The sequence below is a fragment of the Streptomyces sp. NPDC054786 genome (genome assembly GCF_053611685.1).
This window is the reverse complement of sequence record NZ_JBSHAW010000027.1, coordinates 89,700-113,142: the sequence shown is the minus strand read 5'-3', so window position 1 is coordinate 113,142 and position 23,443 is coordinate 89,700. Positions and strand designations below refer to the sequence as shown.

Genomic DNA, 23,443 nt, shown 5'->3' with positions numbered 1-23,443 from the left:
ACATCCAACGGCTCAGATTCACTCACTTCAAGCCATACGAGTGAATCTGGGCCGTTGTGCTGCCAAGCGACGAATACCGGGGGTCACCAGTCTTTACCGTGCTAGTGACCGATACCCTCCATGGTCGTTCACCCGGCCGGGGGAACGACTCGACGCCTACAGCAAGAGGTGCGCAGATGGTGGCCCCGCCTGACAACGACGTTCTCTGGGCCCGCGGCCTGCACCACACACACGGCGGCACCACGGCCCTCGCCGGAGTCTCCGTCGGCGTCCGCGAAGGCGAGATCCTCGCCGTCACCGGCCCGCGCGGCAGCGGCAAGACCACCCTCCTGAAATGTCTCTCCGGTCAACTCGTCCCCTCCGAGGGCGAGATCTGGTTCAACAGCGCCCCGGTGCACACGCTCTCCTCCCCCAGCCGCGAACGGCTGCGTCTGGACCGGTTCGGCTGGATCGACACCGAACCGCATCTCGTTCCCGAACTCACCGCCTGGGAGAACGCCGCCCTCCCCCTCCTCCTCCGCGGCACCGGCACCCGCTCCGCCAAGCACACCGCCGTCGAATGGCTGGACCGCCTCGACGTCGGCATGTGCGTGAACCGCCGTCCCGCGCGGCTCGACCAGTCCCAGCGCCAGCGCATCGCCATCGCCCGCGCGCTCGCCACCAGCCCCCAGGTGCTGTTCGCCGACGAACCGACCGCGCCGCTGCACCACTCCGACGGCACCCAGGTGCTGCGCACCCTCACCACCGCGGCCCGCTCGCACCAGATCACCGTCGTGCTGGCGACCCACGACCCCGAGGTCGCCACGCTCGCCGACCGGTCCCTCGCGCTCCTCGACGGCCGCCAGTCGAGCGCCGCGCCCGCAGCCACCGGTTCCTCCGATGAGGAAAGCAGGGCAGCGTGCTCGCTCTCCGTCTAGCCCGCGGCTCTCACCCCCTCGTCCTGCTGCGCCGCCTCTCCGTCGCCGTCGCAGCGGCCGGCACCGGCTTCCTGCTGCTCTCCACCGTCGGCCACGCCGCCGGCCACCCGTCCGCGGCCGACGACTCACTGGTACGCCTGCTGTGGTGCACCGCCCCGCTCGCCGCCACGGCCCAGTTCGCGGTGTCCACGGCCCGAACGGATCCCGCCGCCCGCCTCCAGCGCGGCATGACCGCCGCCGGTCTGGGCCCGCTCCGTCTCACCCTGCTCGCCACGGTCTCCACCACGCTGACCTGTGTCCTCGGCGTCCTCTTCTCGCTGCTGGTCTTCCTCCGTCTCCGCGGCGACCTCGGCGGCCCGTCCGCCGTCCCCTTCGACGCCGACCTGCTCGGCGCCGGCCACCCCGTGCCGCTCGTCGGCGCCCTCATCCTGCTGGCGACCGTGCCGCTGACCGCCGCCGCTGCGACCGCCGTCGCCCTGCGCCCCCGCCACGAGGCCGGCGCCCCCGAGACCGACACCCTTCCCAGGACCGCCCCGCCCTCCGGTCTTCCGTGGGGTATCGCCCTGGCCGCGGCCGGCCTGGCGATCGAGGCGTACACCAGCCCCGGCACCGGCGGCGCCCACGGCGGACTGCTGCCGCTCCCCGGCCGGCTGATCGGCAGCCCTCCCGGCGTGCTGGCCGGCTGGGCACTGTCGGCCTTCGGCCTCGTGCTGGCCGGCCCCGGTCTGGTGCATCTGTGCGGCCGCCTCCTCTGCGCCGGCCGGCCCGGCGCACTGCGTCTGCTGTCCGGGCGGGTACTCCAGGAGGAGTCGCACCGTCTCGGCCGCCCGCTCGGTGTCCTGTGTGCCGTCGCCTCCGCCGCGTACGCCGCCATGAAGGTGTACGAAGCCTCGCCCTCCCGTCCCTTCGGACCGCTCACCGCGGTCGGCGCTGCGGTCGTCCTCGCCTGTGTCACCGCCAGCGCGCTCACTGCCGCGCTGGAATCCCGCTCGGCCCGCGCCCACACCACGGCCGCCCTCCGTCGCCTGGGGGCCTCCGCCTCCGTCCTCCACCGCGCCGCAGCCCTGCGCGCCCTGGCGCTGGTGATCGTCCTGACACCCCTGACCTGGACGGTCGCGGAGATGGCCACGCTTCCGCTGGTCCACTGAAGTAGCGGTGCAGGGCCGCCCGGGGCGGAGCGCGGAGACTCCCGAAGCTCCGGCGCTCCGCCACCCACGGGCGCCCCCCTGCAGACCGCCTCGGCAACAACTGCTGCGCCCACGCCCGGTTTTCGCGGCGCAGCCCCGGCATCGTCATCGACACCACTCCCCCTCGGTCCCTGCACGGACCCGGTCCCGGCCCCTGCATAAGCATCACTTGCATGCGCATACATAAGTTTCTTCCGCATGTACGCTGCCGTCAAGAGCCCGGCGATAAAAGGCAGAAGAAAGCGGATGACGATGGACGCGGAGCACTGGGACCGGCTCGGAGCACTGCACACCCGCGTCGAACAAGAGCTGGCACGAGCCCTGCAGCGGCGTCACGGCATCGGACTGTCCGAGTACCGCGCGCTGGCCAGGCTCGCCGAGGCGGACGACGGTGAGCTGCGCATGCAGGAGCTCGCCGACCTCATCGGCCTCAACCAGAGTTCCGTGAGCCGGCTGGCCGCGCGCCTGGAGTCGACCGGCCTGACCCGCCGTGACCTGTGCCCCGACGACCGGCGCGGCGTGTACTCCGTGATCACGGACGAAGGCCGGGACGTTCAGAAGCAGGCCCGCCCGACCTACGACGGCGCCCTGAGCGCCGCACTCGATGCGGCGGCCGCGGACGGACACCTCGGCCCCCTGGTCCAGTCACTGCGGTCCTAACATGACGGACGTGCAGTCGAATTCACAGCCCTCAGCGTCCCGCCGCCCCCGCGCCCACGACGACAACCACGACTACGAGATCGAATCCCTGGAGGAGTTCGACCGGGTCATCGCCGTCGGCACGCTCGCCGGACATCGCGTCCAGTCGGTCGACCTGACGGACCGTACGTTCGCGCTGCTCGGCGCGGACACCACGGAGTCCCTGTTTCTCGGCTGCGCCATGGAACCGGACGCCGCCGCCAAGGTCCGTGCCGGGGGCGCCTTGGTTTTCCCGCCGATACCCGGCCTGCCCTTCGATCCCTACCGGGGCAGTCTCTACGGCCCGGACGAGCTCTTCGAGGGGCTGACCGAAACCGGTTATGACGCCACCCCGGACGCCCGCTCGTACCGCTGGTTCGAGGCGACCAAGGACGGCGACATCTTCGCCTCGATGCTGCGCAGCATCCACGACGACGCCGTCTCCGATGCCCTGGACGAACACCTCGCCGGTGCGCGGGTGGTGGGCATCATGGGCGGCCATGCCCTGGAGCGCGGCTCCGCGGCCTACGCGGGCGCGGCCCGGCTCGGCCGCCGGCTCGCCCGCAGCGGCCTGACCGTCGCGACGGGCGGCGGCCCGGGCGCGATGGAAGCGGCGAACCTCGGGGCGTATGCGGCGCCCTTCGAGGACGGCATGCTCGATTCGGCGCTGGAAATCCTCGCCAAGGCACCGCACTTCGACCCCTCGATCACCGAGTGGGCGCGGGCCGCCTTCGACGTACGGCGGAGCCGGCCCGACGGCGGCGCCTCGGTCGGCATCCCCACATGGTTCTACGGACATGAGCCGCCGAACGCCTTTGCGTCCCACGTAGCCAAGTACTTCGTCAACGCGGTGCGCGAGGACGGCCTGCTGGCGCGCTCCAATGCCGGCGTCGTCTTTCTTCCGGGCGCGGCCGGGACCGTACAGGAGATATTCGACAACGCGACCCCGAACTACTACGGGTCGCGGGGCGAGCCGACCCCGATGGTGCTGGTGGACCGCGCGCACTGGACCGAGCGGCTCCCCGCCTGGCCGCTGCTCCAGGCGCTGGCGGCGGACCGTCCCATGGCGGCCCGGATCGCCCTGGTCGACTCGGTCGACGAAGCCCCGGAGGCGCTGGCCCGGCTCAAGGACGGAACGCCTTCCTGACCCGGTCGCGGCACGCTCCGCACGTCCGTCGAAGGCTCCGCCCCCGCCACCCGTCCGCCGGCCACACGGTGTGTTTGCCCACCTGAGGCAACTCCCGTCCGGAAATGCACGTCTGCCAGGCCGGGCAACCAACAGGTAATACAGACAGCGGGCGAACGGAGCTCTTGGTGATCATCGGTCTTCTGACGGCCGTAGCGGCATCGGCCTGCTACGGCACGGGATCGGTCCTGCAGGCGGTGGGCTCGCGCAAGTCCGCCCGCCGGGAGGCGGCCGAGGCGTCCACCACCGGTGTCACCCAGCATGGCGGCCCCAGCCTGTCGTCCACCGCGAAAGCTGCCGTGACCTGGGAGTTCATGGTGGGCAGCGTCCTGGACTTCATCGGGTTCGGGCTCGGCGCGCTGGCCGCCCGGCTGCTGCCGCTGTTCCTTTCCCAGACCGTGATCAGCGCCAACCTCGTGATCACTGCCGTACTGAGCATCAAGCTCCTCGGCATCCGGCTCACCCGGGCCGAATGGACGTCCATCGCGGTGGTGTGCGCGGCGTTGGTGCTGCTGGCCACGGCCGCCGGGCCGGAAGGCAGCGGCCACACACCGATCGCCGCACATTGGTGGCTGCTCGCCGCCTCCCTCGTGCTCATCGGCGGCGGCACCCTGATCGTGCGCCTGCTCGGTGGCCGGGCCGCGATCCTCGCGGGCCTGCTCTCCGGCCTGGGCTTCGGCGCGCTCGGTGTCGGCGTACGCGTGCTGAACGGGGTGGCGCCCTTCGACCTGCCGTCCCTCCTCGGCGACCCCGCCCTGTACGCGATTCTCGTGGCCGGAATCGGCGGGATGTATCTGCACACCGTCGCCCTGCAGATCGGCTCGGTGAACGGCGCCACGGCGGCGCTGGTGGTGGGCGAGACGGTGGTCCCCGGCATTCTCGGGGTGCTGTGGCTGGGCGACTCCTCGCGTCCGGGCTTCGCCTGGGTCGCCGTCCTCGGGTTCGTGGTGGCCGTGGCGGGCGCCGTCGCGGTCGCCTGGTTCGGCGAACCGGAGCCGGGGACGGAGTCCGACGCGCCGACGGCCGGTCAGGAGACGGAAGTGGCCACTCGCTGAGCGCGCCCCGCTCCCGTCGGGCCGCAGGACCCCGGGACGGACCGGCCGGAACGCCGGGAGGCCGACCGGTCCGCGGCCAAAAACCGCTGACCGCGCCGGCGCCCCCGCGGTGACCGGCCTCTTCGCGGGCTCAGCCCGCCGTATCCGGCGCGTCCAGCACCACCACGTCCTGGGCCGCGAAGGCGATGCCCACCCGCTCCCCCACCTCCGGCGCGTCCCGCAGTGCGCAGGCGGCCTCCACCTGCGGTCCGGCGGCCGGCTGGAGCAGCAGCGCGACATGGGTGCCACGGAAGGTACGGGACGCGACCGTACAGGGCAGGCCCTCCGGGGCGGCGGTCAGCCGTACCCCGGCCGGGCGTACGAGCAGGCGGCACGGCCCGTCCGCCGTACCGTCCGGGACCGGCACCTTGCCCCAGGGGGTGGCGGCGGCCTCGCCCTGCACCGTCGCCCCGACCACATTGTCGAAGCCGAGGAAGCGGGCGACGAATTCGGTGGCGGGCCGCTGCCAGACCTCCAGCGGGGTGCCGGTCTGCGCGATCCGGCCGTCCTGCATCACCACGACCCGGTCGGCGAGCGCAAAGGCCTCGCCCTGGTCGTGGGTGACCGCCAGCACGGTGGTGCCCAATTCGCGGAAGAGGCGGCGGAGTTCGACGACCAGCCGTTCGCGCAGCCCGCGGTCGAGCTGGCCGAGGGGCTCGTCCAGCATCAGCAGGCGAGGGCGGGGGGCCAGCGCGCGGGCCAGCGCGACCCGCTGCTGTTCGCCGCCGGACAGGGAGGCCACGGCGCGGCGCTGGGCGCCCGGCAGCCCTACGAGGTCCAGCAGTTCGGCGACCGTACGCTCCCGGTCGCCGCGTGAGGTACGCCGCATCCGCAGCCCGAAGGCGACATTCCCTTCGACATCGCGCTGCGGGAAGAGCTGGTGGTCCTGGAACATCAGGCCGACGCCGCGCCGGTGTGTGGGCACCCCGGACTGATTCCGTCCCTCCAGCAACACCCGCCCCGCGTCGGCCTGTTGGAGTCCGGCGACCACTCTCAGCAGGGTGGACTTGCCGCTGCCGCTCGGTCCCAGGACGCACACGATCTCGTGCGCGGCGACGTCCAGATCCACCGCGTCCAGTGCGGGGTGCCCCGCACTGCCGAAGCGGACGGTCACCCCGCCCAGCCGCAGCAGCTCCTGCGCAGTGGTCCCGGCCCGTGCCGTCATCTAGAACTCCCCGGAGTGGTCGACGGGGCGCAGGCGCTCCAGTATCAGCAAGGCGCCGGCGCACACCACCATCAAGATGGTCGACAAGGCCATCGCCTGCCCGTAGTTGAGCTCTCCCGCACGTCCCAGCAGGCGTGCCACGGCGACCGGCAGCGTCGGCTGGTCCGGCCGCGCGATGAAGACCGTCGCGCCGAACTCGCCGAGCGAGACGGCGAAGGCGAAGCCCGCGGCGATCAGCAGGGCGCGCCGCACCAGGGGCAGGTCGACCTCGCGCCACACCCGCCACGGCGAGGCGCCGAGCACGGCGGCCGCCTCCCGCAGCCGTCCGTCGACCGCCCGCAGGACCGGCAGCATCGTCCGGACCACGAACGGCACCCCCACCAGCGCCTGGGCGAGCGGCACCAGCCACCACGAGGCGCGCAGATCGAGCGGGGGTGTGTCGAGACTGATCAGAAACCCGAAGCCGACGGTCACCGCGGACACCCCGAGGGGCAGCATCAGCAGTGCGTCGAAGCCGCGGACGAACCGGCTGATCAGGGCCGTGCGTCCGGACGTGCCCCGGCGGAGCCGGGGGAGGGTCAGCGCGGCGGCCGCCAGCCCGCCCACCACCAGCGCGATCGCGGTGGCCGCCGCCCCGTAGGCGAGGGAGTTCCACAGGGCGTCGAGGGGCGCGACGGCGAAGGTGCTGTCGGCGTTCGCGGCGGACCGCAGCGAGGTGTAGAACACCGCTCCGTAGCCGTCCGGCCCGGCGAACGACCGCTCCACGAGCACGGCGAGCGGCACGATGAGCAGGACGGCGATGACGGCGAGCGTCCCCCACAGCAGCGCCCACTGGCCGCGGCCGCGCGGCCGGTGGGCGGTCTGCGAGGCCGGTACGAGCCGCAGGGCGGTCTCCCGGCGGCGCACGGTCCAGGCATGCAGTGCCAGCACGCCCAGTACCGCCGCGAATTGGATCATGGTGAGGACGGCGGCCGCCGGCAGATCCAGGAACTCCGCGGTCTGCCGGTAGATCTCCACCTCCAGCGTCGCGAAGGTGGGCCCGCCCAGAATCTGCACCACCCCGAAGGAGGTGAAGGTGAAGAGGAAGACCATCAGCGCGGCGGCCGCGACGGCGGGCCCCAGGGCCGGCAGCGTCACCCGCCGCCAGGCCGCGAACCGTCCGGCCCCCAGCATCCGCGCCGCCTCTTCCTGACGCGGGTCGAGCTGAGCCCAGAGCCCGCCGACGGTCCGTACGACCACGGCGTAGTTGAAGAAGACATGGGCGAGCAGGATCGCCCACACCGAGGTGTCCAGGCGCAGGCCCCACAGCTCGTCCAGCAGCCCGCCCCGCCCGGCCAGCGCCAGGAAGGCCGAGCCGACGACGACGGTCGGCAGCACGAAAGGCACCGCCACCACCGCCCGCAGCAGCTGTTTGCCGGGGAAGTCGAAGCGCGCGAAGACATAGGCGCCGGGCAGCGCGACCAGCAGGGTCAGCCCCGTGGAGGCCGCCGCCTGCCAGACGGTGAACCACAGCACATGGACGACGTCCGGGTCGCTCAGCACGGCACCGAACCGGCCCAACTGCCACTGTCCGCCGTCCTTCAGGCCCCGTCCGACGATCGCCACGACCGGATAGGCGAAGAACAGCGCGAAGAAGGCGAGCGGCACCGCCATCAGGCCGAGCCGCACCGCCGTTCCCCGCGCGGGCCCGGGGCGCCGCTCGCGGGTTACTTCAGAACGAGCGAGGACCACTGCTTGATCCACTGTTCGCGGTTCTTGGTGATCGTCTCGGGAGGCAGCGTCGTGGGCTTGTCGATCGTCGTGCCGTACTTGGTGAACAGCTCCGGCACCTTGGCGTCCTCGCGCGCCGGGTTGACGAACATCTGCAGCGGTACGTCCTGTTGGAACTCCTTGCTCAGCAGGAAGTCCAGCAGCGCCTTACCGCCCTTCTCGTTCTTCGCGCCCTTGAGCAGGCCGCCGAATTCGATCTGGCGGAAGCAGGTGCCCGTCGCGACGCCGGTCGGTGCCTCCTCGGGCGCGGGCTTCTTGCCCAGCACCTCGGCCGGCGGGCTGGAGGCGTAGGAGACCACCAGCGGCTTGTCGCCCTTGCCCTTGCCGGCCGCGGAGCCCGAGAACCGCTCGTAGTAGGCCTGTTCCCAACCGTCGACGACCTCGGCGCCGTTGGCCTTGAGCTTCTTCCAGTAGCCCTGCCAGCCGGCCTCCCCGTACTTCGCGATGGTGCCGAGCTGGAAGGCGAGCCCCGGGGAGGAGGTGGCGGAGTTCTCCGTGACGAGCAGCCCCTTGTACCGGGGCTTGATCAGATCGTCGAAGCTCTTCGGCGGCGCGATCTTGTGCCGGGCGAAGTAGCCGCGGTCGTAGTTGACGCAGATGTCGCCGTAGTCGAGCGGGGTGACCCGGTGCTCGCCCTTGTCGAGCTGCAGCCCGGCCGGAACGTCCGCCAGCCCCTTGGCCCGGTACGGGCTGAAGAGGCCCTCGTGCAGACCGCGCGAGAGCAGGGTGTTGTCGATGCCGAAGAACACATCGCCCTGGGGGTTGCCCTTGGACAGGATCGCCTGGTTGACGGCCTTGCCGGCGTCCCCGCCCTTGAGGATCTTGACCTTGTAGCCGCTCTCCTTCTCGAAGGCGGCCAGGACGGACTTGGAGACGTTGAACGAGTCATGGCTGACGAGGGTGACGGTCTTGGCATCCGCGCTCCCGCCCGAGGTACCGCATGCGGCAAGAGCGGACACGCCGACCGCGGCGGCGACCGCCGCGGCGGTGATCCTGCTGGTGGTGCTCACTGATTTCCTCCTGGCTGGCCAGGAAGAGACGCGGCCCCGCCCGGTGTCCGCGGCTCTCGACGTCCGGTGACGTACGGAGGGGACTCGGGGCGGGGCGCAACAGCATGAGTGACGACCGAACTTCCTACCCGGAATGACCCGGGCGAGGTTCAAGGGTCTGCGGGCACCGTGGTGACGACGCTTCCGCACTCTCAGCGCTGTGGCGCTCCCCTGTCGGAATGTGCATTTGTTCGATCACACGGTACCAGCGGGCGGTCAGCGTTCCGAGGCCGCGAGCTGGCCGCAGGCGCCGTCGATCTCCTGGCCGCGGGTGTCGCGGACGGTCACGGGTACGCCGTGCGCCTCGATGGCCTGGACGAACGCCCGCTCGTCCTCGGGACGCGAGGCGGTCCACTTCGAGCCGGGCGTCGGATTCAGCGGGATCAGATTCACATGGACCCGCTTGCCCTTCAGCAGCCGCCCCAGCAGGTCGCCGCGCCACGCCTGGTCGTTGATGTCCCGGATCAGGGCGTACTCGATGGAGATCCGGCGGCCGGACTTCTCGGCGTACTCCCACGCCGCGTCCAGCACCTCGCGCACCTTCCAGCGCGTGTTGACGGGCACCAGGGTGTCGCGCAGCTCGTCATCGGGCGCATGCAGCGACACGGCCAGCCGGCACTTGAAGCCTTCGTCGGCGAACCGCAGCATCGCCGGCACCAGGCCGACCGTGGAGACGGTGATGCCCCGCTGGGACAGGCCCAGCCCGTCCGGCTCGGGGTCCGTCAGCCGCCGGACCGCGCCGACCACCCGCTTGTAGTTGGCCAGCGGCTCGCCCATCCCCATGAAGACGATGTTGGACAGCCGCGCCGGCCCGCCCGGCACCTCGCCGTCGCGCAGCGCACGCATCCCGTCGACGATCTGGTGCACGATCTCGGCGGTCGAGAGGTTACGGTCCAGGCCTGCCTGGCCGGTGGCGCAGAACGGGCAGTTCATACCGCACCCGGCCTGCGAGGAGATGCACATCGTGACCCGGTCCGGGTAGCGCATCAGCACGGACTCGACGAGCGTGCCGTCGTGCAGCTTCCACAGGGTCTTTCGCGTGGTGTCCTCGTCGCACGAGATGTGCCGGACGACCTTCATCAGATCCGGCAGCAGCTCGGTCGCCAGCTTCTCGCGCGCCGCCGCCGGGATGTCGGTCCACTGCGCCGGGTCGTGCGCATAGCGGGCGAAGTAGTGCTGCGACAGCTGCTTGGCGCGAAACGGCTTCTCCCCGATCGCGGCCACCGCTTCGCGACGCTCGACGGGGCTGAGATCGGCAAGGTGCCGCGGGGGCTTCTTGGCCCCGCGCGGCGCGACGAAAGTGAGTTCTCCGGGTGCAGGCATGGTCCGTCCAGTGTGGCAGATCGTTTATGGGGGCCCAGGTCGGAGCGATGAGAGGGCAGTCACCCGCTGTGGCCTTCTGTCATTGGCGGTCCACCTCGCACGGCCCAGGGACGGCCGGGCCATCGGCTTGACCTCGGCCTTGGCGGTCAACTGTGACCGCTCCGTGAGACCGGACAGTGGCGGACGGAGCCTGCGGTGCTCCAGGGACGGAGGCTCCCGGAGCGGCGGGTGAAGCGACCCGAGCCCGCCGAGCTGGTGATGCGTCCGCACTTCGCGGGGCCCGTGGAGGGGAACTGGGTGAGCAGTGGCCGCCGACGGAGATCTCGGCTTGGTTGCGTTAGTCGGCGTGTTTAGGGGCAGCTCGCTCACCAGGCGCATACTGCTGTTAATGAGAAAGCCTGCCGTAGCCCGGCGCCATCTGCCGTCCAGCCCCTTCAAGCCCCCGGTCACGCGTCCTCCCAAGGAGTTCGCGATAGGCGATCGGGTCACACACGATGAGTACGGCCTCGGCCGGGTGATCTGTGTCGAGGATGAGATCGCGGTACTTGTCGACTTCGGTTCGCTGCAAGCACGGATCATGAGTCCGTACAGCAAATTGGCCAAGCTCTGAGACCCTCGTGACGTTCGGGGCAGCCGCATGCTCAGCCACGATGGCGGGGTGCCTGGCGGAGCGCCCACGGCTGCGCCGCTGGCGGAGCGCCCACGGCTGCGCCGAGCCACATCGTGGCAGCAGCCGCTCCCGCTCGCCCTCTCCGGAGCGTTCGGTCCGCTCACGCTGCTGCCTCCGTGACGGCGACGGAACGCCGGCCCGGCACCGCCGGCCCTTCGGGCGTTGGCGGCCTTGCCCCGCCGCAGCCGGACCGCTGCCGGCGCCGGCGGGGCCGCTTCCTACCTGTCGTCCTTGTCCCGGTCGTCTTCGAAGACGAAGAGTGGCTTGGCGTCACGTGCGGGTGTTTCGGCGAGCGCGATGGCTTCAGTGAAGCGTTCGAGCGGGAACGGCCGGCCCTGGGGGATGCTCAGCACTTCATCAGCGACGAGACTGCGGACCTGGGACAGCGCGTGCAGCGCATCCTCAGGTGAGGCAGTGCCGAACCAGCGGTTCAGCCAGAAGCCACGGACCACTTTGGTTTCGTAGATTACCGAGCGTGCCTGCAGCGGGATCGTCAGCGCTGCCGGATCAGTCTGCCGATGGGTGGAGAGCGCGCCGTAGACCACGACCTCGCCCCCCGGAGCCAATGCCTGGGATACCTGGGCACCTACGGGTCCCGCGACACAGTCGATGGCCTTGCGCACGCCGGCCGGTCCTGCCGTCTCAGCCACGCGCTGCAACAGGTCCTCGTCCTCGGTGCAGATGACCTCGTCACCACCGAGCGCCTTGATCTCCTCAACGGCTCCACGTCGCCGCACGACATTGATCGTGCGAATACCCAGATGCCTGGACAGCTGGATGACGAGCCGGCCGACGGTGGAGCCCGCGGCCGTCTGCAACAACCATTCACCCGGCTGTACGTCGAGTTCGCGAGTCACGAGGAGCAGCGCGGCCAACGGGTTGACGACGAGTTGACAGGCGCTGGAGTCGCTCAGATGGTCGGGGACCGGCAGGAGCCTTCGTGTATCGGCAACAAGGTATTCCTGCCACGTTCCGGCCACATGGGGCCCGGGTACCGCCGGTACGGCAGCGACCACCACACGCTCGCCGACCTTGAGTTCCTCGGTATCCGGACCCAGGGCCTCAATACGGCCCACGCATTCCATGTGACCCCCGACAGCGGGAAACTCGGGGGTGAAGCCGTAGCGGCCGCGCAGCACGTGCAGATCACTGGCGTGGATCGGAGTCGCCTTCACACGGATCAACGCCTGACCGGCTTCCGGCGTGGGAACGGGCCGGGATTCCAGCCGCAGGACATCGGTAGGCTCGCCGACCTTTCCGGCTACGAGCGCGCGCATGGGTTGAGGCATGAGTGACCTTTCGTCTCTCAGCGCCCGGCGAACTCGGCGGGTGTTTTGGACAAAGACCGCCATTTCACGCTACGCCCGGCCCCGGAAAGATTCCCGGCGGCGGACGATGCAGCGTGGCGCGCATGCCCGCTGCGCCTCAGGAGCTGGTGGCCGCTGAACCCGAAAGCTTCGGTGCACCGGCGGAACGTGGTGTGGGTGGTTCACGACCCCGGGCATCGGCTTCGAAGTCGTCGAGCTGGTGGAGTACGGCTTCCGGGTCGAGGTTCTGGGTGGGCCGGCTGCCTGGGCTGACTTCGGCTGTGGGCCGACTGGTCGCCGCCGGAGCGGCCTTCAGGATGGCATGGTCCGCTTGTCGCTGGTCCTAGGTCCGGTGTAGACGGCGTTGGGCGCGGGCCAGTCCAGGCACAGAACGGTGGCGTCGTCGCGTGGGTCGTGGTCCGAGAGCTCCAGGACGACTTCGGTGAAGACACGTACGGCGTCGCGTGGGTGCCACTCGCCGGTCTCCCGGATCAGGTCGCGCAGGCCCGCTTCGTTCCCGTGGGGCTCCAGCATTCCATCGGTGAGCAGAACCAGCCGGTCACCCTCACGCAGGTCGAGGCTCTGGACGCGGTAACCCGGGTTCGGGGTAACACCGAAAGGCAGGTCGACCAGGGGAGTGACCTCCTCGACCTGCCCGTCGCGCAGACGCAACGGCCAGACGTGGCCGGCGTTGACGAAGGTGGCCTGGCCGGTGTCGAGACTGACATGCAGCAGTTGGCCGGTGGCCATGACCTGGCCACCGTGCCGGATGACGGCCTGACGCACCTGGTCCAATGGGTCGGCGAACGCCTGATGTGCTCGGTCTGCGTAGTCCGCGACGGCCTGGTGGGCGTCCTGGGCCTGATCGAGGAGGGTGCCGCCCGCCCGGCGGGCGTTGCGCAGGGCTCCGACGACCATGGTCGCCAGCAGCGCTGCCTGTACGTCGTGCCCCATGGCGTCGGTGAGGGACAGGTACAGGGCGTGACGGTCGAGCGTGTAGTCGAAGGTGTCCCCGCCGATGTCGGCAGCCGGCTCCAGTGCTCCCGCGACGATGAACCGGCCGGTGTCACAGGTGAAGGAGTCAGGGAGTAGGCGGTGCTGGATCTCGGCGGCCAGCGAGAGCCGTGTGGTGCGCCGGCCCCATTCGTAGAGATCGGTGAAGCGCCGGTTGACGATCACCACGTAGGCCAGCGCATGGGCGGCCTCGACGATGAGTTGCATCGCCTGACGGTCAGGGAGGACGGGCACGGTCAGCTCCAGCAGACCGATCGCATCCCCGCGGTCGGACACCGGCGCAATGACCTGGGCCGGGCCCGGTCCGTCCTCGCCCGCCCGCTCGCCACTCGCCACGTGCGCTTGCTGGGAACGGACCACCCGCTCGTAGACCGAGCCGCGCAACTCGATCCGCCGCGGCTGCTCCGGACCGCCCTCCGTCGCGGTCCCGGTCAGCCGTACGACGGCCTTGCCGCCGAGGTCGGTGATCAGAAAGGACACCTCGGTCGCGGCAAGCCTCCTCGCCAGCAGCTGGGCCAGGACGGCGACGGCCACCTCCGGGGGTGCCGACTCCACCGATGCCAGCAACTCGCCCAACCATGCCCGTTCATCAGTCACGCGGCGCATCTCCTCGGCGACATCAACCGACCAGTCGACCGGCCTCCCGGCCAGGACCGCTCGGGACGACCTCATCCAATACTGATTGCATGCATTTATTCCTATACAGGACGATTATCCGCCTCGCGATGCGAAGGCGTATCGCCGCCGCATGCGGGCCACCTGAAGCCGATCAGCGCAGTCCGACCACGACCACCGAAAAGCGCCAGCTTGAATCACTTGCCAGGTCAACCTGACTTCCCTGACTTCCCCGACCTCCCTGACTTCCCTGACTTCGAACTTGCTAAGTCAACCTGTCAGACCCATCGGGGGGCTCTCACCCAAGGGGAAACCTGTGCGAGTAATCCGTGTCGAGGCCTCGTCCGCCACGATGCTGATGACCGAGGCCCCGGGGTCCGGGGTCCGGGGTCAAGGACCGTCAGACGGGCGAGATCGCGAAGGATGCCGTAAGCGGCGAAGCGCTGATGAAGATCAGCCTGGTCTACATCGATGAGGGAGAGTCGTCGCTGATCGCGGTGGCTGTCCCCGAGAGCGGGGTGACTGACGGCCTACTGGTCAACCGGAGGTCTGCCTCTGTCAGTTGTCCGCCTGATGGCCTCGTACGGCTCGACCATGGACGCCTGCGGGCGGATCGTCGAGCCGTCCCGGCTGCGGGGCCCTGGCCGTACGAGCGACCACGCGTCGGGAGATCCGTCCGGTACCCCCGAGGCGCCGCTGACGCCCCCTGGGGGTGTCCGCTTGCCCCAGCTCCCCTCGCGGGCCTTGCGCTTCTTCTCCCCGGTTTCCTCGCCCCGGCTGCCTTCTCCTTGGCTTCTTCTCTCCGCTTTTCTCGCCCCCGCTTCCTTACCCCTTGGCTTCCTCGCCTTGGCTTCCTTCTCCTTGCGCCGGCCCTCCCCGTACGCCGACCAGGGCACTGACGGATCGAGCGCCGAGAGGTACCTCCCTCTACCTTCCCCTGATACCGACCGCCTGTCTTTTCGGCCCGCCACACTCCGCCATTTCGTCTCCCCCTCGGCGTCGTTGCTCGGCCCCCAGAGCTCCAGGCACCGTGGCCCCGCCTCCCCGAAGTGAAGCGCGAGCTGATTCGGGCTGGAGCACACGGGCGTACGCCGACGATCTCGGCTCCCGCGGCCGGCCCTGAGGCGCATCACGCCGGGGTCACGCCGGATCAACGCCGCGGTCATGGCTGGTTTCCCAGGCTGAGGAGGTACCTAGCCCATCCCTCAAGGAGGCATCATGGCGTCGCGCATCCGAAAGCACTTGCACCTTCCCCGTCTGATCGGCGCGTCCTGCATGGCCGTGGCACTTGCCGGATCGGCGGGCGTGATGACCGTGGAGGCGGCACCGCAGACGGCGAAGACCGCGTCAGCCTCGTCGAGCGCGCGACCAAACTTGCTCTGCAAGTTCGTCCGCGACAACAACGGCAGGTTCGTCCTGGTGAACGTCAGGACCGGCAGGCTCGTCACAAACCCGCGGCTCTGCAGCTTCGGCGGTGGCGGGGGCGGGGGCGGCGGCGGGGGCGGCTCGACCGGCGGGGTCACGACCGGTGCCACCACCACGGGCGCCACCACGACCACCACCGGCGCCAGCAGTACCACCGGATCCACGACCACGGGCGCCACCACGACCACGACCGGCGCCAGCACCACCACCGGCGCCAACACCACCGGCGCCAGCACCACCTCCGGCGGCACCACTCCGGGCGGCGGCACCGCACCCCCCACGACCACCGCTCCGCCCACGACCACCGCACCTCCCACCACAACCGCTCCGCCCACTACCACCGCACCTCCCACGACCACTGCACCGCCCACCACAACAGCACCGCCGACCACTACCGCACCGCCCACCACAACCGCTCCGCCGACCACCACCGCACCGCCCACCACCACTGCGCCTCCCACCACCACCGCACCGCCCACCACCACGGGTGGCGGCACAGGCGGCGGAGCTACGGGAGCCGGCGGCATGTGAGACGGCAAATGACGTCGAGACCAGCAGACGAGGGAGCTGCTGCCTGGGCCTGCGCCGGACCGCGCGGGCCCAGCACGGGGGGGCCACGAACCATCCACGAGAAGCCCGTCCGTGCCCTGCCTCTTCCCGTCGTCGGCCCTCATTGCGCCCGGCCCGAGAGGCACGATGACCTGCATCGTTGACGTCGACGTTGGCGCCCTGAACGAGACGCTCCCCAACGGAGTGGCCGTCGCCGGCGAGCGCCCACGGATCCACAAGGAACCAAAAATCTCCGCGGGTGAAACCACTACGGCCCACCGCCGGCACCGATAGGCAAGGTCGTAGACCTCGGACCCGCGTCATGAACGCCCCCAAGTAGTCCACCAAAGCGGAGATCATGAGCGGAGCGCCGGACTGACAGCGTTCCTGGGCGAGTTGAACGACCGGTTCCAGGGCATGCCCCGTCGCGGCTCTGTCGTGGGCGCCTTCGAAGGCGAACCCGCGGCAACCGGTTCGCCGGACCAGGCTCCACGATGGCATCCGTCAGGACTGATGGATCACTGGCAGGTGCCGTTGCCACCGATGTGGATGGCGCAACCTTGTCGGCACCAATGGGCTACGCCAGTAGCTCCGCTCGTACGCGCCTGCGGCGAGCCCGACGGGAATCGTCATCAGAAGGCGCCTCGGGTGCGGGGCGGAGACCGGCGGAGGTGAGCTGGCCGATCAAGTTCAGCCTGGGCCATCGCTGCGCCGCAGACGCGCGAAGAGGGGCCTGCCGCATGGTGCGGCAGGCCCCTCTTCGGACATCGGGAGACCCGTCGTAGGTGAGGAGCCGGTCAGCGGGACGAAATCCGGTCCCCCGCTCCTCCCTGCGACAACCAAAACCCTGGGATCAGCCGGACCCCACAAAGATCACGAACAGCAGCCAGACGACCGGGGCGGTCGGCAGCAGGGAGTCGAGGCGGTCCATGATGCCGCCGTGACCGGGGAGCAGGGTGCCCATGTCCTTGATGCCGAGATCGCGCTTGATCATGGATTCGCCGAGGTCGCCAAGGGTGGCGCTCGCCGCGACCGCGAGGCCGAGCAGCAGGCCCTGCCACCAGGCGCCGTGCTGGATCAGGAATTCCATGCACAGCGCGCCGGCCACCATCGCGAAGAGCACCGCGCCGACGAGTCCCTCGCGGGTCTTGCCGGGGCTGATGCGCGGTGCGAGCTTGTGCCTGCCGAACCGCCAGCCGACCGCGTACGCGCCGGTGTCGCTGACGACCGTCAGCAGCAGGAAGGTCAGCACCCGCTCCGGCCCGTCGGGCTCGGCCGCGAGCATCAGCGCCACGAACGTCGCGAGGAAGGGCACGTAGAAGGCCGCGAAGACACCGGCGGTGACATCCCGCAGATAGTTCTCGGGCGCCTCGGTCATCCGCCAGACGAGGATGGCCAGCGCGGTGAGCGCCATCGCCACCCAGGCGCCCTCGGCACCGCGGATATACCCGGCGGCCACCATGGCGGTGCCACCGACCGCGAGCGGCACCAGCGGCACCTTGATGTCCTTGCGCTCCGCCAGCCGCGAGGTCAGCTCCCACAGGCCCACCACGACGGCGATCGCTATCACGCCGATGAAGACAGGCTTGTAGACGAAGAGCGACGCAACGATGATCACGCCGAGGCCGATGCCGACCCCTATCGCGGCGCGCAGGTTGCGGCCCGCGCTCTTCTTCTTCGGCTTCTCTGAGTCCGGCGAGCTGTCGGACCCGGAAAGAGAGGTGGGCATGGGCTCCTGCGGCTTTTCGTCGCGGAACAGGGGGCCGCTCAGTCGAGCCGCCCCCCGGTCGTCCGGGTGGTCCCGGCTATCCCGGATGTCCCGTTGTTCCCGGTCATCGTCCTGGTGTCCGCCTGGCCCGGGCACGAACGGCATGGGCCGAGTCTGCGCCGCGTCGCCCCAGTCGTGCACGGGACCCGCCGGGGCGGGGGGCGCCACCCCGCGAAGCGAGGAGGCCGGTCCGTGGTCGGGCGGACCCCATTGACCGGCGCCGGGCGGGGCGGCCCCCCAGGAAGACTCGTTCATCAGACCTCGAGGAGCTCGGATTCCTTGTGCTTGAGCAGCTCGTCCACCTGCGCGACGTACTTCGCGGTGGTGTCGTCGAGCTCCTTCTCGGCGCGGCGCACCTCGTCCTCGCCGGTTTCCTTGTCCTTGACGAGCTTGTCGAGGGTCTCCTTGGCCTTGCGGCGCACGCTGCGGATCGAGATCTTCGCGTCCTCGCCCTTGTTCTTGGCGACCTTGATGAACTCCTTGCGGCGCTCCTCGGTCAGCTCGGGGAACGTCACCCGGATGATGTTGCCGTCGTTGCTCGGGTTGACGCCAAGGTCGGAGTCGCGGATGGCCTGCTCGATGTTGCGCAGTGCGCTCTTGTCGAACGGGGTCACCACGGCCATCCGCGGTTCGGGAACCGAGAACGACGCCAGCTGGTTGATCGGCGTCATCGCACCGTAGTAGTCCGCCACGATCTTGTTGAACATCGCCGGATGCGCACGTCCGGTGCGAATCGCGGCGAAGTCCTCCTTGGCGACCACGACGGCCTTCTCCATCTTCTCCTCGGCCTCGAGGAGGATCTCTTCGATCACCACTTGCTCCTGGTCTGTTCGGTAAGAAGCAGAGCCTCGCCCCTGCCGCGCGTCTTCACCTGCACGGTGTCCGACCGGCAGGCCGTTGTCCATCCCCGTACCGGGTCTTGCCCCGGCCGGAGGCTGCCGCCCGTACAGGCCGATGCCCGCACGGGATCACGGCAGTTGGGGCCGTCAGGCCCGGGTGCCCTGATCGCTGACGAGCGTGCCGATCTTCTCACCCTTCACCGCGCGCGCGATGTTGCCCTCGGCGAGCAGCTCGAACACGAGGATCGGGAGCTTGTTGTCCCGGCACAGCGTGATGGCGGTGGCATCGGCGATCTTCAGGTCCCGGGTGATGACCTCGCCGTATTCGAGGGCGTCGAACTTCACCGCGTCGGGGTTCTTCTTGGGGTCGGAGTCGTAGACCCCGTCCACCCCGTTCTTGCCCATCAGCATGGCCTCGGCATCGATCTCCAGGGCGCGCTGCGCGGCGGTGGTGTCGGTGGAGAAGTACGGCATGCCCATGCCGGCGCCGAAGATGACGACCCGGCCCTTCTCCAGGTGGCGCACCGCGCGCAGCGGAATGTACGGCTCCGCAACCTGTCCCATGGTGATGGCCGTCTGGACGCGGGAGTCGATGCCCTCCTTCTCCAGGAAGTCCTGGAGGGCCAGACAGTTCATGACCGTGCCGAGCATGCCCATGTAGTCGGAGCGTGCCCGGTCCATGCCGCGCTGCTGGAGTTCGGCGCCGCGGAAGAAGTTTCCGCCGCCGATCACGATGGCGATCTCGTAGCCTTCGCGCACCACTGCGGCGATCTCGCGGGCCATCGCGTGCACGACGTCGGGGTCGACGCCCAGTCCGCCGCCGCCGGCGAACGCTTCGCCCGACAGCTTCAGCAGGAAGCGTCGCCTGCCGCCGTGACCGGCATGTTCTGTGTGCGCGCCGTCGGCACCGTGAATCATTGAGCTCTCCTCGTGCACATACGAAGAAGGCCATTGCCGTGGGTCTGGTTCAGATCCCTGTGCGGCAATGGCCTCCTCGTCACATCTGCGGCCGGCCGTTGAGCGGCCGACTGCGTACGACCCTAGCGGGGTCGCAGGTCATTCGCTGCCTTCGCGACAGGCTCAGGCGCCGACGCGGATGCGCGCGAAGCGCTTCAGCGTGACACCGGCCTCGTCCAGAACCTTCTGGACGGTCTTCTTGTTGTCCTTGGCGAACGGCTGCGCGAGCAGCGTGTTCTCCTTGAAGAAACCGTTGACGCGACCCTCGACGATCTTCGGAAGAGCAGCCTCGGGCTTGCCCTCCTCCTTCGCGGTGGCCTCGGCGACACGACGCTCGTTCTCGACGACGTCGGCCGGGATGTCGTCCTTGGAGAGGAACTTCGGCGCGAACGCGGCAATGTGCTGCGCGACGTCCTTGGCGACCTCGGCGTTCTCCTTGTCCAGCTCGACCAGGACGCCGACCTGCGGCGGGAGGTCGGGCATGGTGCGGTGCATGTACGCGGCCACGAAGCCGTCGGTGAACTGCGCGAAGCGGTCCAGGACGATCTTCTCGCCGAGGGTGGCGTTGGCCTCGTCCACGTACGCCTGGACGGTCTTGCCGGCCTCGATCTCGGAGCCGAGCAGGGACTCCAGGTCGGCCGGCTTGGTGGCGGCGACGTGGGCGGCGAGCGTGTTGGCGACGGCCTGGAACTTGTCACCCTTGGCGACGAAGTCCGTCTCGCACTTCAGCTCGAGCAGCACGCCCGCGGACTTGTCGTCGGCGATGAGGGAGACGACGGCACCGTTCTCGGCCGAACGGCTCTCGCGCTTGGCGACGCCCTTCTGACCCTTGACGCGCAGGATCTCCACGGCCTTGTCGACGTTGCCGTCGGCCTCGTCCAGGGCCTTCTTGCAGTCCATCATGCCGGCGCCGGTGAGCTCGCGGAGCTTCTTGACGTCAGCGGCGGTGTAGTTCGCCATGGTCTGTGAATCTCTTCTCGAAGTCGAAAGATCTACGGGTGGACGGCGGGGGCGGCGCTTGTGGCGCCCTCCCCCGCCGTCATCAGCCGGATACTGCGGGTCAGGCCTGCTCGGCGTCCGCGGCCGGCTTCTCGGCCTCGGGGGCCTCGGCGACGGGGGTCTCGGCAGCGGCCTCAGCCGGCTTCTCGGCCTCGGCGGCCGGGGCCTCGGCGGGCTTCTCGGCAGCCTCGTCGGAGTCCGCCTTCTTCTCGCCCTCGAGCAGGTCGCGCTCCCACTCGGCCAGCGGCTCGGCGGCAGCAGCCTTCTCGCCGGGCTTCTGGTCGCCGGTGGCGGCACCGGAGCGGGCGATGAGGCCCTCGGCGACGGCGTCGGCGATCACGCGGGTGAGCAGGGTGACGGAGCGGATGGCGTCGTCGTTGCCCGGGATCTTGTAGTCGACCTCGTCCGGGTCGCAGTTGGTGTCGAGGATCGCGACGACCGGGATGTTGAGCTTGCGCGCCTCACCGACGGCAATGTGCTCCTTCTTGGTGTCCACGATCCAGACGGCGCTGGGCACCTTCTGCATCTCGCGGATACCGCCGAGGGTCTTCTCCAGCTTGGCCTTCTCGCGGGAGAGAACCAGGAGCTCCTTCTTGGTGAGGCCGGAGGCGGCCACATCCTCGAAGTCGATCTGCTCGAGCTCCTTCAGGCGCTGCAGGCGCTTGTAGACGGTCGAGAAGTTGGTCAGCATGCCGCCGAGCCAGCGCTGGTTCACGTAGGGCATGCCCACGCGGGTCGCCTGCTCGGCAATGGCCTCCTGGGCCTGCTTCTTCGTGCCGACGAACATGACGGAGCCGCCGTGGGCGACGGTCTCCTTGACGAACTCGTAGGCGCGGTCGATGTACGACAGCGACTGGAGCAGGTCAATGATGTAGATGCCGTTGCGCTCGGTGAAGATGAAGCGCTTCATCTTCGGGTTCCAGCGACGGGTCTGGTGCCCGAAGTGGACGCCGCTCTCCAGCAGCTCCCGCATCGTGACGACGGCCATGGCCGTACTCCTTGTTTTTCTCGGTTCCACTGCGGCCGGTCGGCCGCGGTGCCTGACGCCCCGACGCGCCTGCCGGGGAAGGCACCTTGCGGAGCCGTCCGAGGACCGAGGAGCGCGGCCGTCGTGCTGCCCGAAAGGGACTGGTGCGCTGACGGCGGGGCGTGCGAAGTCGACCCGGTGACCCGGATCGCCATCAGAAGTGTACGGGACTGGCGATGCACCGGGCGACACACACCATTTCGAGCCCCGGGCGGGTGACACCGTTGTCCACAACCGCCCTCCGATCCACAGCTTCGGACCAAGATCCCCACGCCGCGGCGGACTGCGCCACCGTCGGGACATGCGACGGAACACGCAACCGAACCCACAACGACCCCCGCGCCAGAGCCCGCGACGGGCCGCCCGGCGAAGCCCTCGACGACACTCCGGCTCGCCCAGGATCCTCGATACCGTCAGCGGCTTCCGCGGACGCTTCCGGAAACCGGCCGACAGCGGGCAACTCGGGACGCCCCGCAGCCAGCCGCGGCGGCGACCGCCGCATCTCGTTCCCGGTCCCTCTCCCCGTCCCTCTCCCTATCGCCGTCCTCTCCCTCCCCCGGCCCTCCCTCCCCGGTCACGCTTCCGGCCGTCGGCGTCCTTACCGCCGGCACCACACGGAGGGCTGACCAGGTATGGGCACAGCTGCTTCTTCCCGGCCCGCGCAGTGGGTGTAGTGCTGGCCCCCGCCGTAACTGCGGTGCTCACCCTTCTGTCCCCCGCGCCCGCGAGCGCTGCCGCCGCTCCGCCCTCGGCCGCGACGGCGGAGCGCGGGGTGGCACGGGCGGCCGACCGGCCTGCGGGTGCGGCACGTGCCGAGGGGCTGGGACACCCGGAGGGCAGGACACCTGCCCAGGGGGTGACACGTGGCGAGGCGGTGACACGCCTCAGACTCGCGACGCGTCCCGGGGGCGCGGCACACCGTGGGGTCACGGCACGTGGCGGGGTCACGGCACGTCCCGGGGTCGGCGCGCGTCCCGGGGTCGGGGCGAGTTCCGAGGTTGCGGCACGGGCCGAGGTTGCGGCACGGGCCGACCCACCGGGTGTGGACAGGGCGTGGCCGGTGGCGGGTCCCGCAGGCATAGGGCCCACGGTGGTACGCGGCTGGAAGCCGCCTCCGTCGCCCTGGGCGGCCGGGCACCGAGGCGTGGACCTGGCCGCGCCCACCGGTGCGCTGGTACGGGCAGCTGCACCTGGCCGGGTTGTGTACGCCGGGACCGTCGCCGGCCGTGGCGTCCTGACGATCGAGGTGTTCCGCTCGGGCCGACCCCCCTTACGCACCACCTACGAGCCCGTGCGCCCTACCGCCCGTAAAGGCCAGCGCGTCACCGCAGGCCAGCCGGTCGCCGTCCTGCAGCGCGGCCCGTTCCACTGCCGGGCGCCATGCCTCCACTGGGGCCTGCGCCGCGGCAAGAGCTACCAGGATCCGTTGTCCTTGCTGCCCCGCAGCATGCTCCGCGGCGGACCCTCGCGACTTCTGCCGATCTTCGGCGTTCCCGTGCCGGCGGGCGGCCACACGGTTCCCCCGCATTCGGGATCATCAGAACCATCGAATTCAGCGGTATCGACAAAACCAGCAGGCCAGGTGGGAAGGTCGGCGCCAACAGGAACTGCCCTCTTGGCAGCAGCCGGGCTCGCGGCCGCGGCGCTCTGGGCACTCGGCCGGCTCCACCGGGCACGGCCGCCTGGGACCGAGGAGGACGCGCAACGGCGGCGGGATGGACACTGGCACGGACTGCGGCGGGGTGGCGGGTGATCACCCGGCAGCCGTGACCGCCGGGGCGTGAGACGGGCCAAGGCAAGGGGGCGGGGGCGCCGCGCACGGGCATCGGCCCACCGCGGAGGCAGGCAGCCCTGCACGGCGAGGCTCGACGTCACTGCGCCACGAGCCGACGGCTGACCTGCGG

At 70.2% G+C, this 23,443-nt stretch carries 19 protein-coding genes and 1 pseudogene; 8 read left to right on the top strand and 12 right to left on the bottom strand.

All coding sequences use genetic code 11. The features are described 5' to 3' along the window. Positions 1-176: 176 nt before the first annotated feature. From ACWGI6_RS23305 to ACWGI6_RS23285, 5 genes are all read left to right on the top strand, one after another. Entirely contained in the window at positions 177-917 is a 741-nt protein-coding gene (locus ACWGI6_RS23305; RefSeq protein WP_393909558.1) for an ABC transporter ATP-binding protein, read from the top strand. Beyond that, positions 899-2,065, top strand: a complete 1,167-nt coding sequence (locus ACWGI6_RS23300) for a hypothetical protein (RefSeq protein WP_453269296.1) — start codon at positions 899-901, stop codon at positions 2,063-2,065. The genes ACWGI6_RS23305 and ACWGI6_RS23300 overlap by 19 nt, the downstream gene beginning before the upstream one ends. A gap of 291 nt (positions 2,066-2,356) precedes the next feature. Beyond that, positions 2,357-2,764, top strand: coding sequence for a MarR family winged helix-turn-helix transcriptional regulator (locus tag ACWGI6_RS23295; protein WP_393909619.1), 408 nt, complete (start codon positions 2,357-2,359; stop codon positions 2,762-2,764). 1 nt (position 2,765) lies between these two features. Then, complete coding sequence (locus ACWGI6_RS23290) at positions 2,766-3,929, top strand: LOG family protein (RefSeq protein ID WP_453269295.1); 1,164 nt, start codon at positions 2,766-2,768, stop codon at positions 3,927-3,929. A gap of 167 nt (positions 3,930-4,096) precedes the next feature. Next, positions 4,097-5,023, top strand: a complete 927-nt coding sequence (locus ACWGI6_RS23285) for a hypothetical protein (protein WP_453269294.1) — start codon at positions 4,097-4,099, stop codon at positions 5,021-5,023. A 130-nt stretch (positions 5,024-5,153) separates the two neighbouring features. Here ACWGI6_RS23285 and ACWGI6_RS23280 read toward each other — a convergent pair whose 3' ends face one another. From ACWGI6_RS23280 to rlmN, 4 genes are all read right to left on the bottom strand, one after another. After that, entirely contained in the window at positions 5,154-6,227 is a 1,074-nt protein-coding gene (locus ACWGI6_RS23280; protein WP_453269293.1) for an ABC transporter ATP-binding protein, read from the bottom strand. Further along, a complete protein-coding gene (locus ACWGI6_RS23275) occupies positions 6,228-7,880 on the bottom strand; it encodes an ABC transporter permease (RefSeq protein ID WP_453269317.1) in 1,653 nt (550 codons plus the stop codon). A 53-nt stretch (positions 7,881-7,933) separates the two neighbouring features. Beyond that, on the bottom strand, positions 7,934-9,007 hold the full coding sequence (locus tag ACWGI6_RS23270; RefSeq protein WP_453269292.1) for a thiamine ABC transporter substrate-binding protein: 1,074 nt from the start codon (positions 9,005-9,007) through the stop codon (positions 7,934-7,936). Between the two features lie 255 nt (positions 9,008-9,262). After that, complete coding sequence (gene rlmN, locus ACWGI6_RS23265) at positions 9,263-10,369, bottom strand: 23S rRNA (adenine(2503)-C(2))-methyltransferase RlmN (protein ID WP_393909552.1); 1,107 nt, start codon at positions 10,367-10,369, stop codon at positions 9,263-9,265. A gap of 388 nt (positions 10,370-10,757) precedes the next feature. Between rlmN and ACWGI6_RS23260 the strand changes: the two genes are divergently transcribed. After that, positions 10,758-10,979 carry a hypothetical protein gene (locus ACWGI6_RS23260; protein WP_393909551.1) on the top strand — a complete coding sequence of 74 codons (222 nt, stop codon included), beginning with the start codon at positions 10,758-10,760 and terminating at the stop codon, positions 10,977-10,979. 278 nt (positions 10,980-11,257) lie between these two features. Here ACWGI6_RS23260 and ACWGI6_RS23255 read toward each other — a convergent pair whose 3' ends face one another. Together ACWGI6_RS23255 and ACWGI6_RS23250 are read right to left on the bottom strand one after the other, a co-directional pair. Continuing rightward, complete coding sequence (locus tag ACWGI6_RS23255) at positions 11,258-12,316, bottom strand: zinc-dependent alcohol dehydrogenase family protein (protein ID WP_453269291.1); 1,059 nt, start codon at positions 12,314-12,316, stop codon at positions 11,258-11,260. A 342-nt stretch (positions 12,317-12,658) separates the two neighbouring features. Then, complete coding sequence (locus ACWGI6_RS23250) at positions 12,659-13,957, bottom strand: PP2C family protein-serine/threonine phosphatase (RefSeq protein ID WP_453269290.1); 1,299 nt, start codon at positions 13,955-13,957, stop codon at positions 12,659-12,661. Positions 13,958-14,497: 540 nt separating this feature from the next. On the opposite strand from ACWGI6_RS23250, the pseudogene ACWGI6_RS23245 reads away from it, so the two are divergent. Then, a pseudogene (locus ACWGI6_RS23245) lies at positions 14,498-14,669 on the top strand (FtsK/SpoIIIE domain-containing protein); the annotation flags it as partial. A 511-nt stretch (positions 14,670-15,180) separates the two neighbouring features. Here the strand turns inward: ACWGI6_RS23245 and ACWGI6_RS23240 are convergent. From ACWGI6_RS23240 to rpsB, 6 genes are all read right to left on the bottom strand, one after another. After that, positions 15,181-15,885, bottom strand: coding sequence for a hypothetical protein (locus ACWGI6_RS23240; protein ID WP_453269289.1), 705 nt, complete (start codon positions 15,883-15,885; stop codon positions 15,181-15,183). A gap of 917 nt (positions 15,886-16,802) precedes the next feature. Further along, positions 16,803-17,972: a phosphatidate cytidylyltransferase gene (locus ACWGI6_RS23235; protein WP_453269288.1), complete on the bottom strand. Its 1,170-nt coding sequence runs from the start codon at positions 17,970-17,972 to the stop codon at positions 16,803-16,805. Further along, positions 17,972-18,529: a ribosome recycling factor gene (gene frr / locus ACWGI6_RS23230; RefSeq protein WP_030087489.1), complete on the bottom strand. Its 558-nt coding sequence runs from the start codon at positions 18,527-18,529 to the stop codon at positions 17,972-17,974. The genes ACWGI6_RS23235 and frr overlap by 1 nt, the downstream gene beginning before the upstream one ends. Positions 18,530-18,703: 174 nt before the next feature. Then, entirely contained in the window at positions 18,704-19,474 is a 771-nt protein-coding gene (gene pyrH / locus ACWGI6_RS23225; RefSeq protein ID WP_393907249.1) for a UMP kinase, read from the bottom strand. Between the two features lie 162 nt (positions 19,475-19,636). Next, positions 19,637-20,473, bottom strand: a complete 837-nt coding sequence (gene tsf, locus ACWGI6_RS23220; protein ID WP_453269287.1) for a translation elongation factor Ts — start codon at positions 20,471-20,473, stop codon at positions 19,637-19,639. Positions 20,474-20,573: 100 nt separating this feature from the next. Beyond that, positions 20,574-21,500, bottom strand: coding sequence for a 30S ribosomal protein S2 (gene rpsB, locus ACWGI6_RS23215; protein WP_453269286.1), 927 nt, complete (start codon positions 21,498-21,500; stop codon positions 20,574-20,576). 340 nt (positions 21,501-21,840) lie between these two features. Here rpsB and ACWGI6_RS23210 point away from each other — a divergent pair, with 340 nt between their 5' ends. Further along, positions 21,841-23,292 (top strand): murein hydrolase activator EnvC family protein, encoded by a 1,452-nt coding sequence (locus ACWGI6_RS23210; protein ID WP_453269285.1) that lies wholly within the window; start codon positions 21,841-21,843, stop codon positions 23,290-23,292. Positions 23,293-23,443 lie beyond the last annotated feature (151 nt).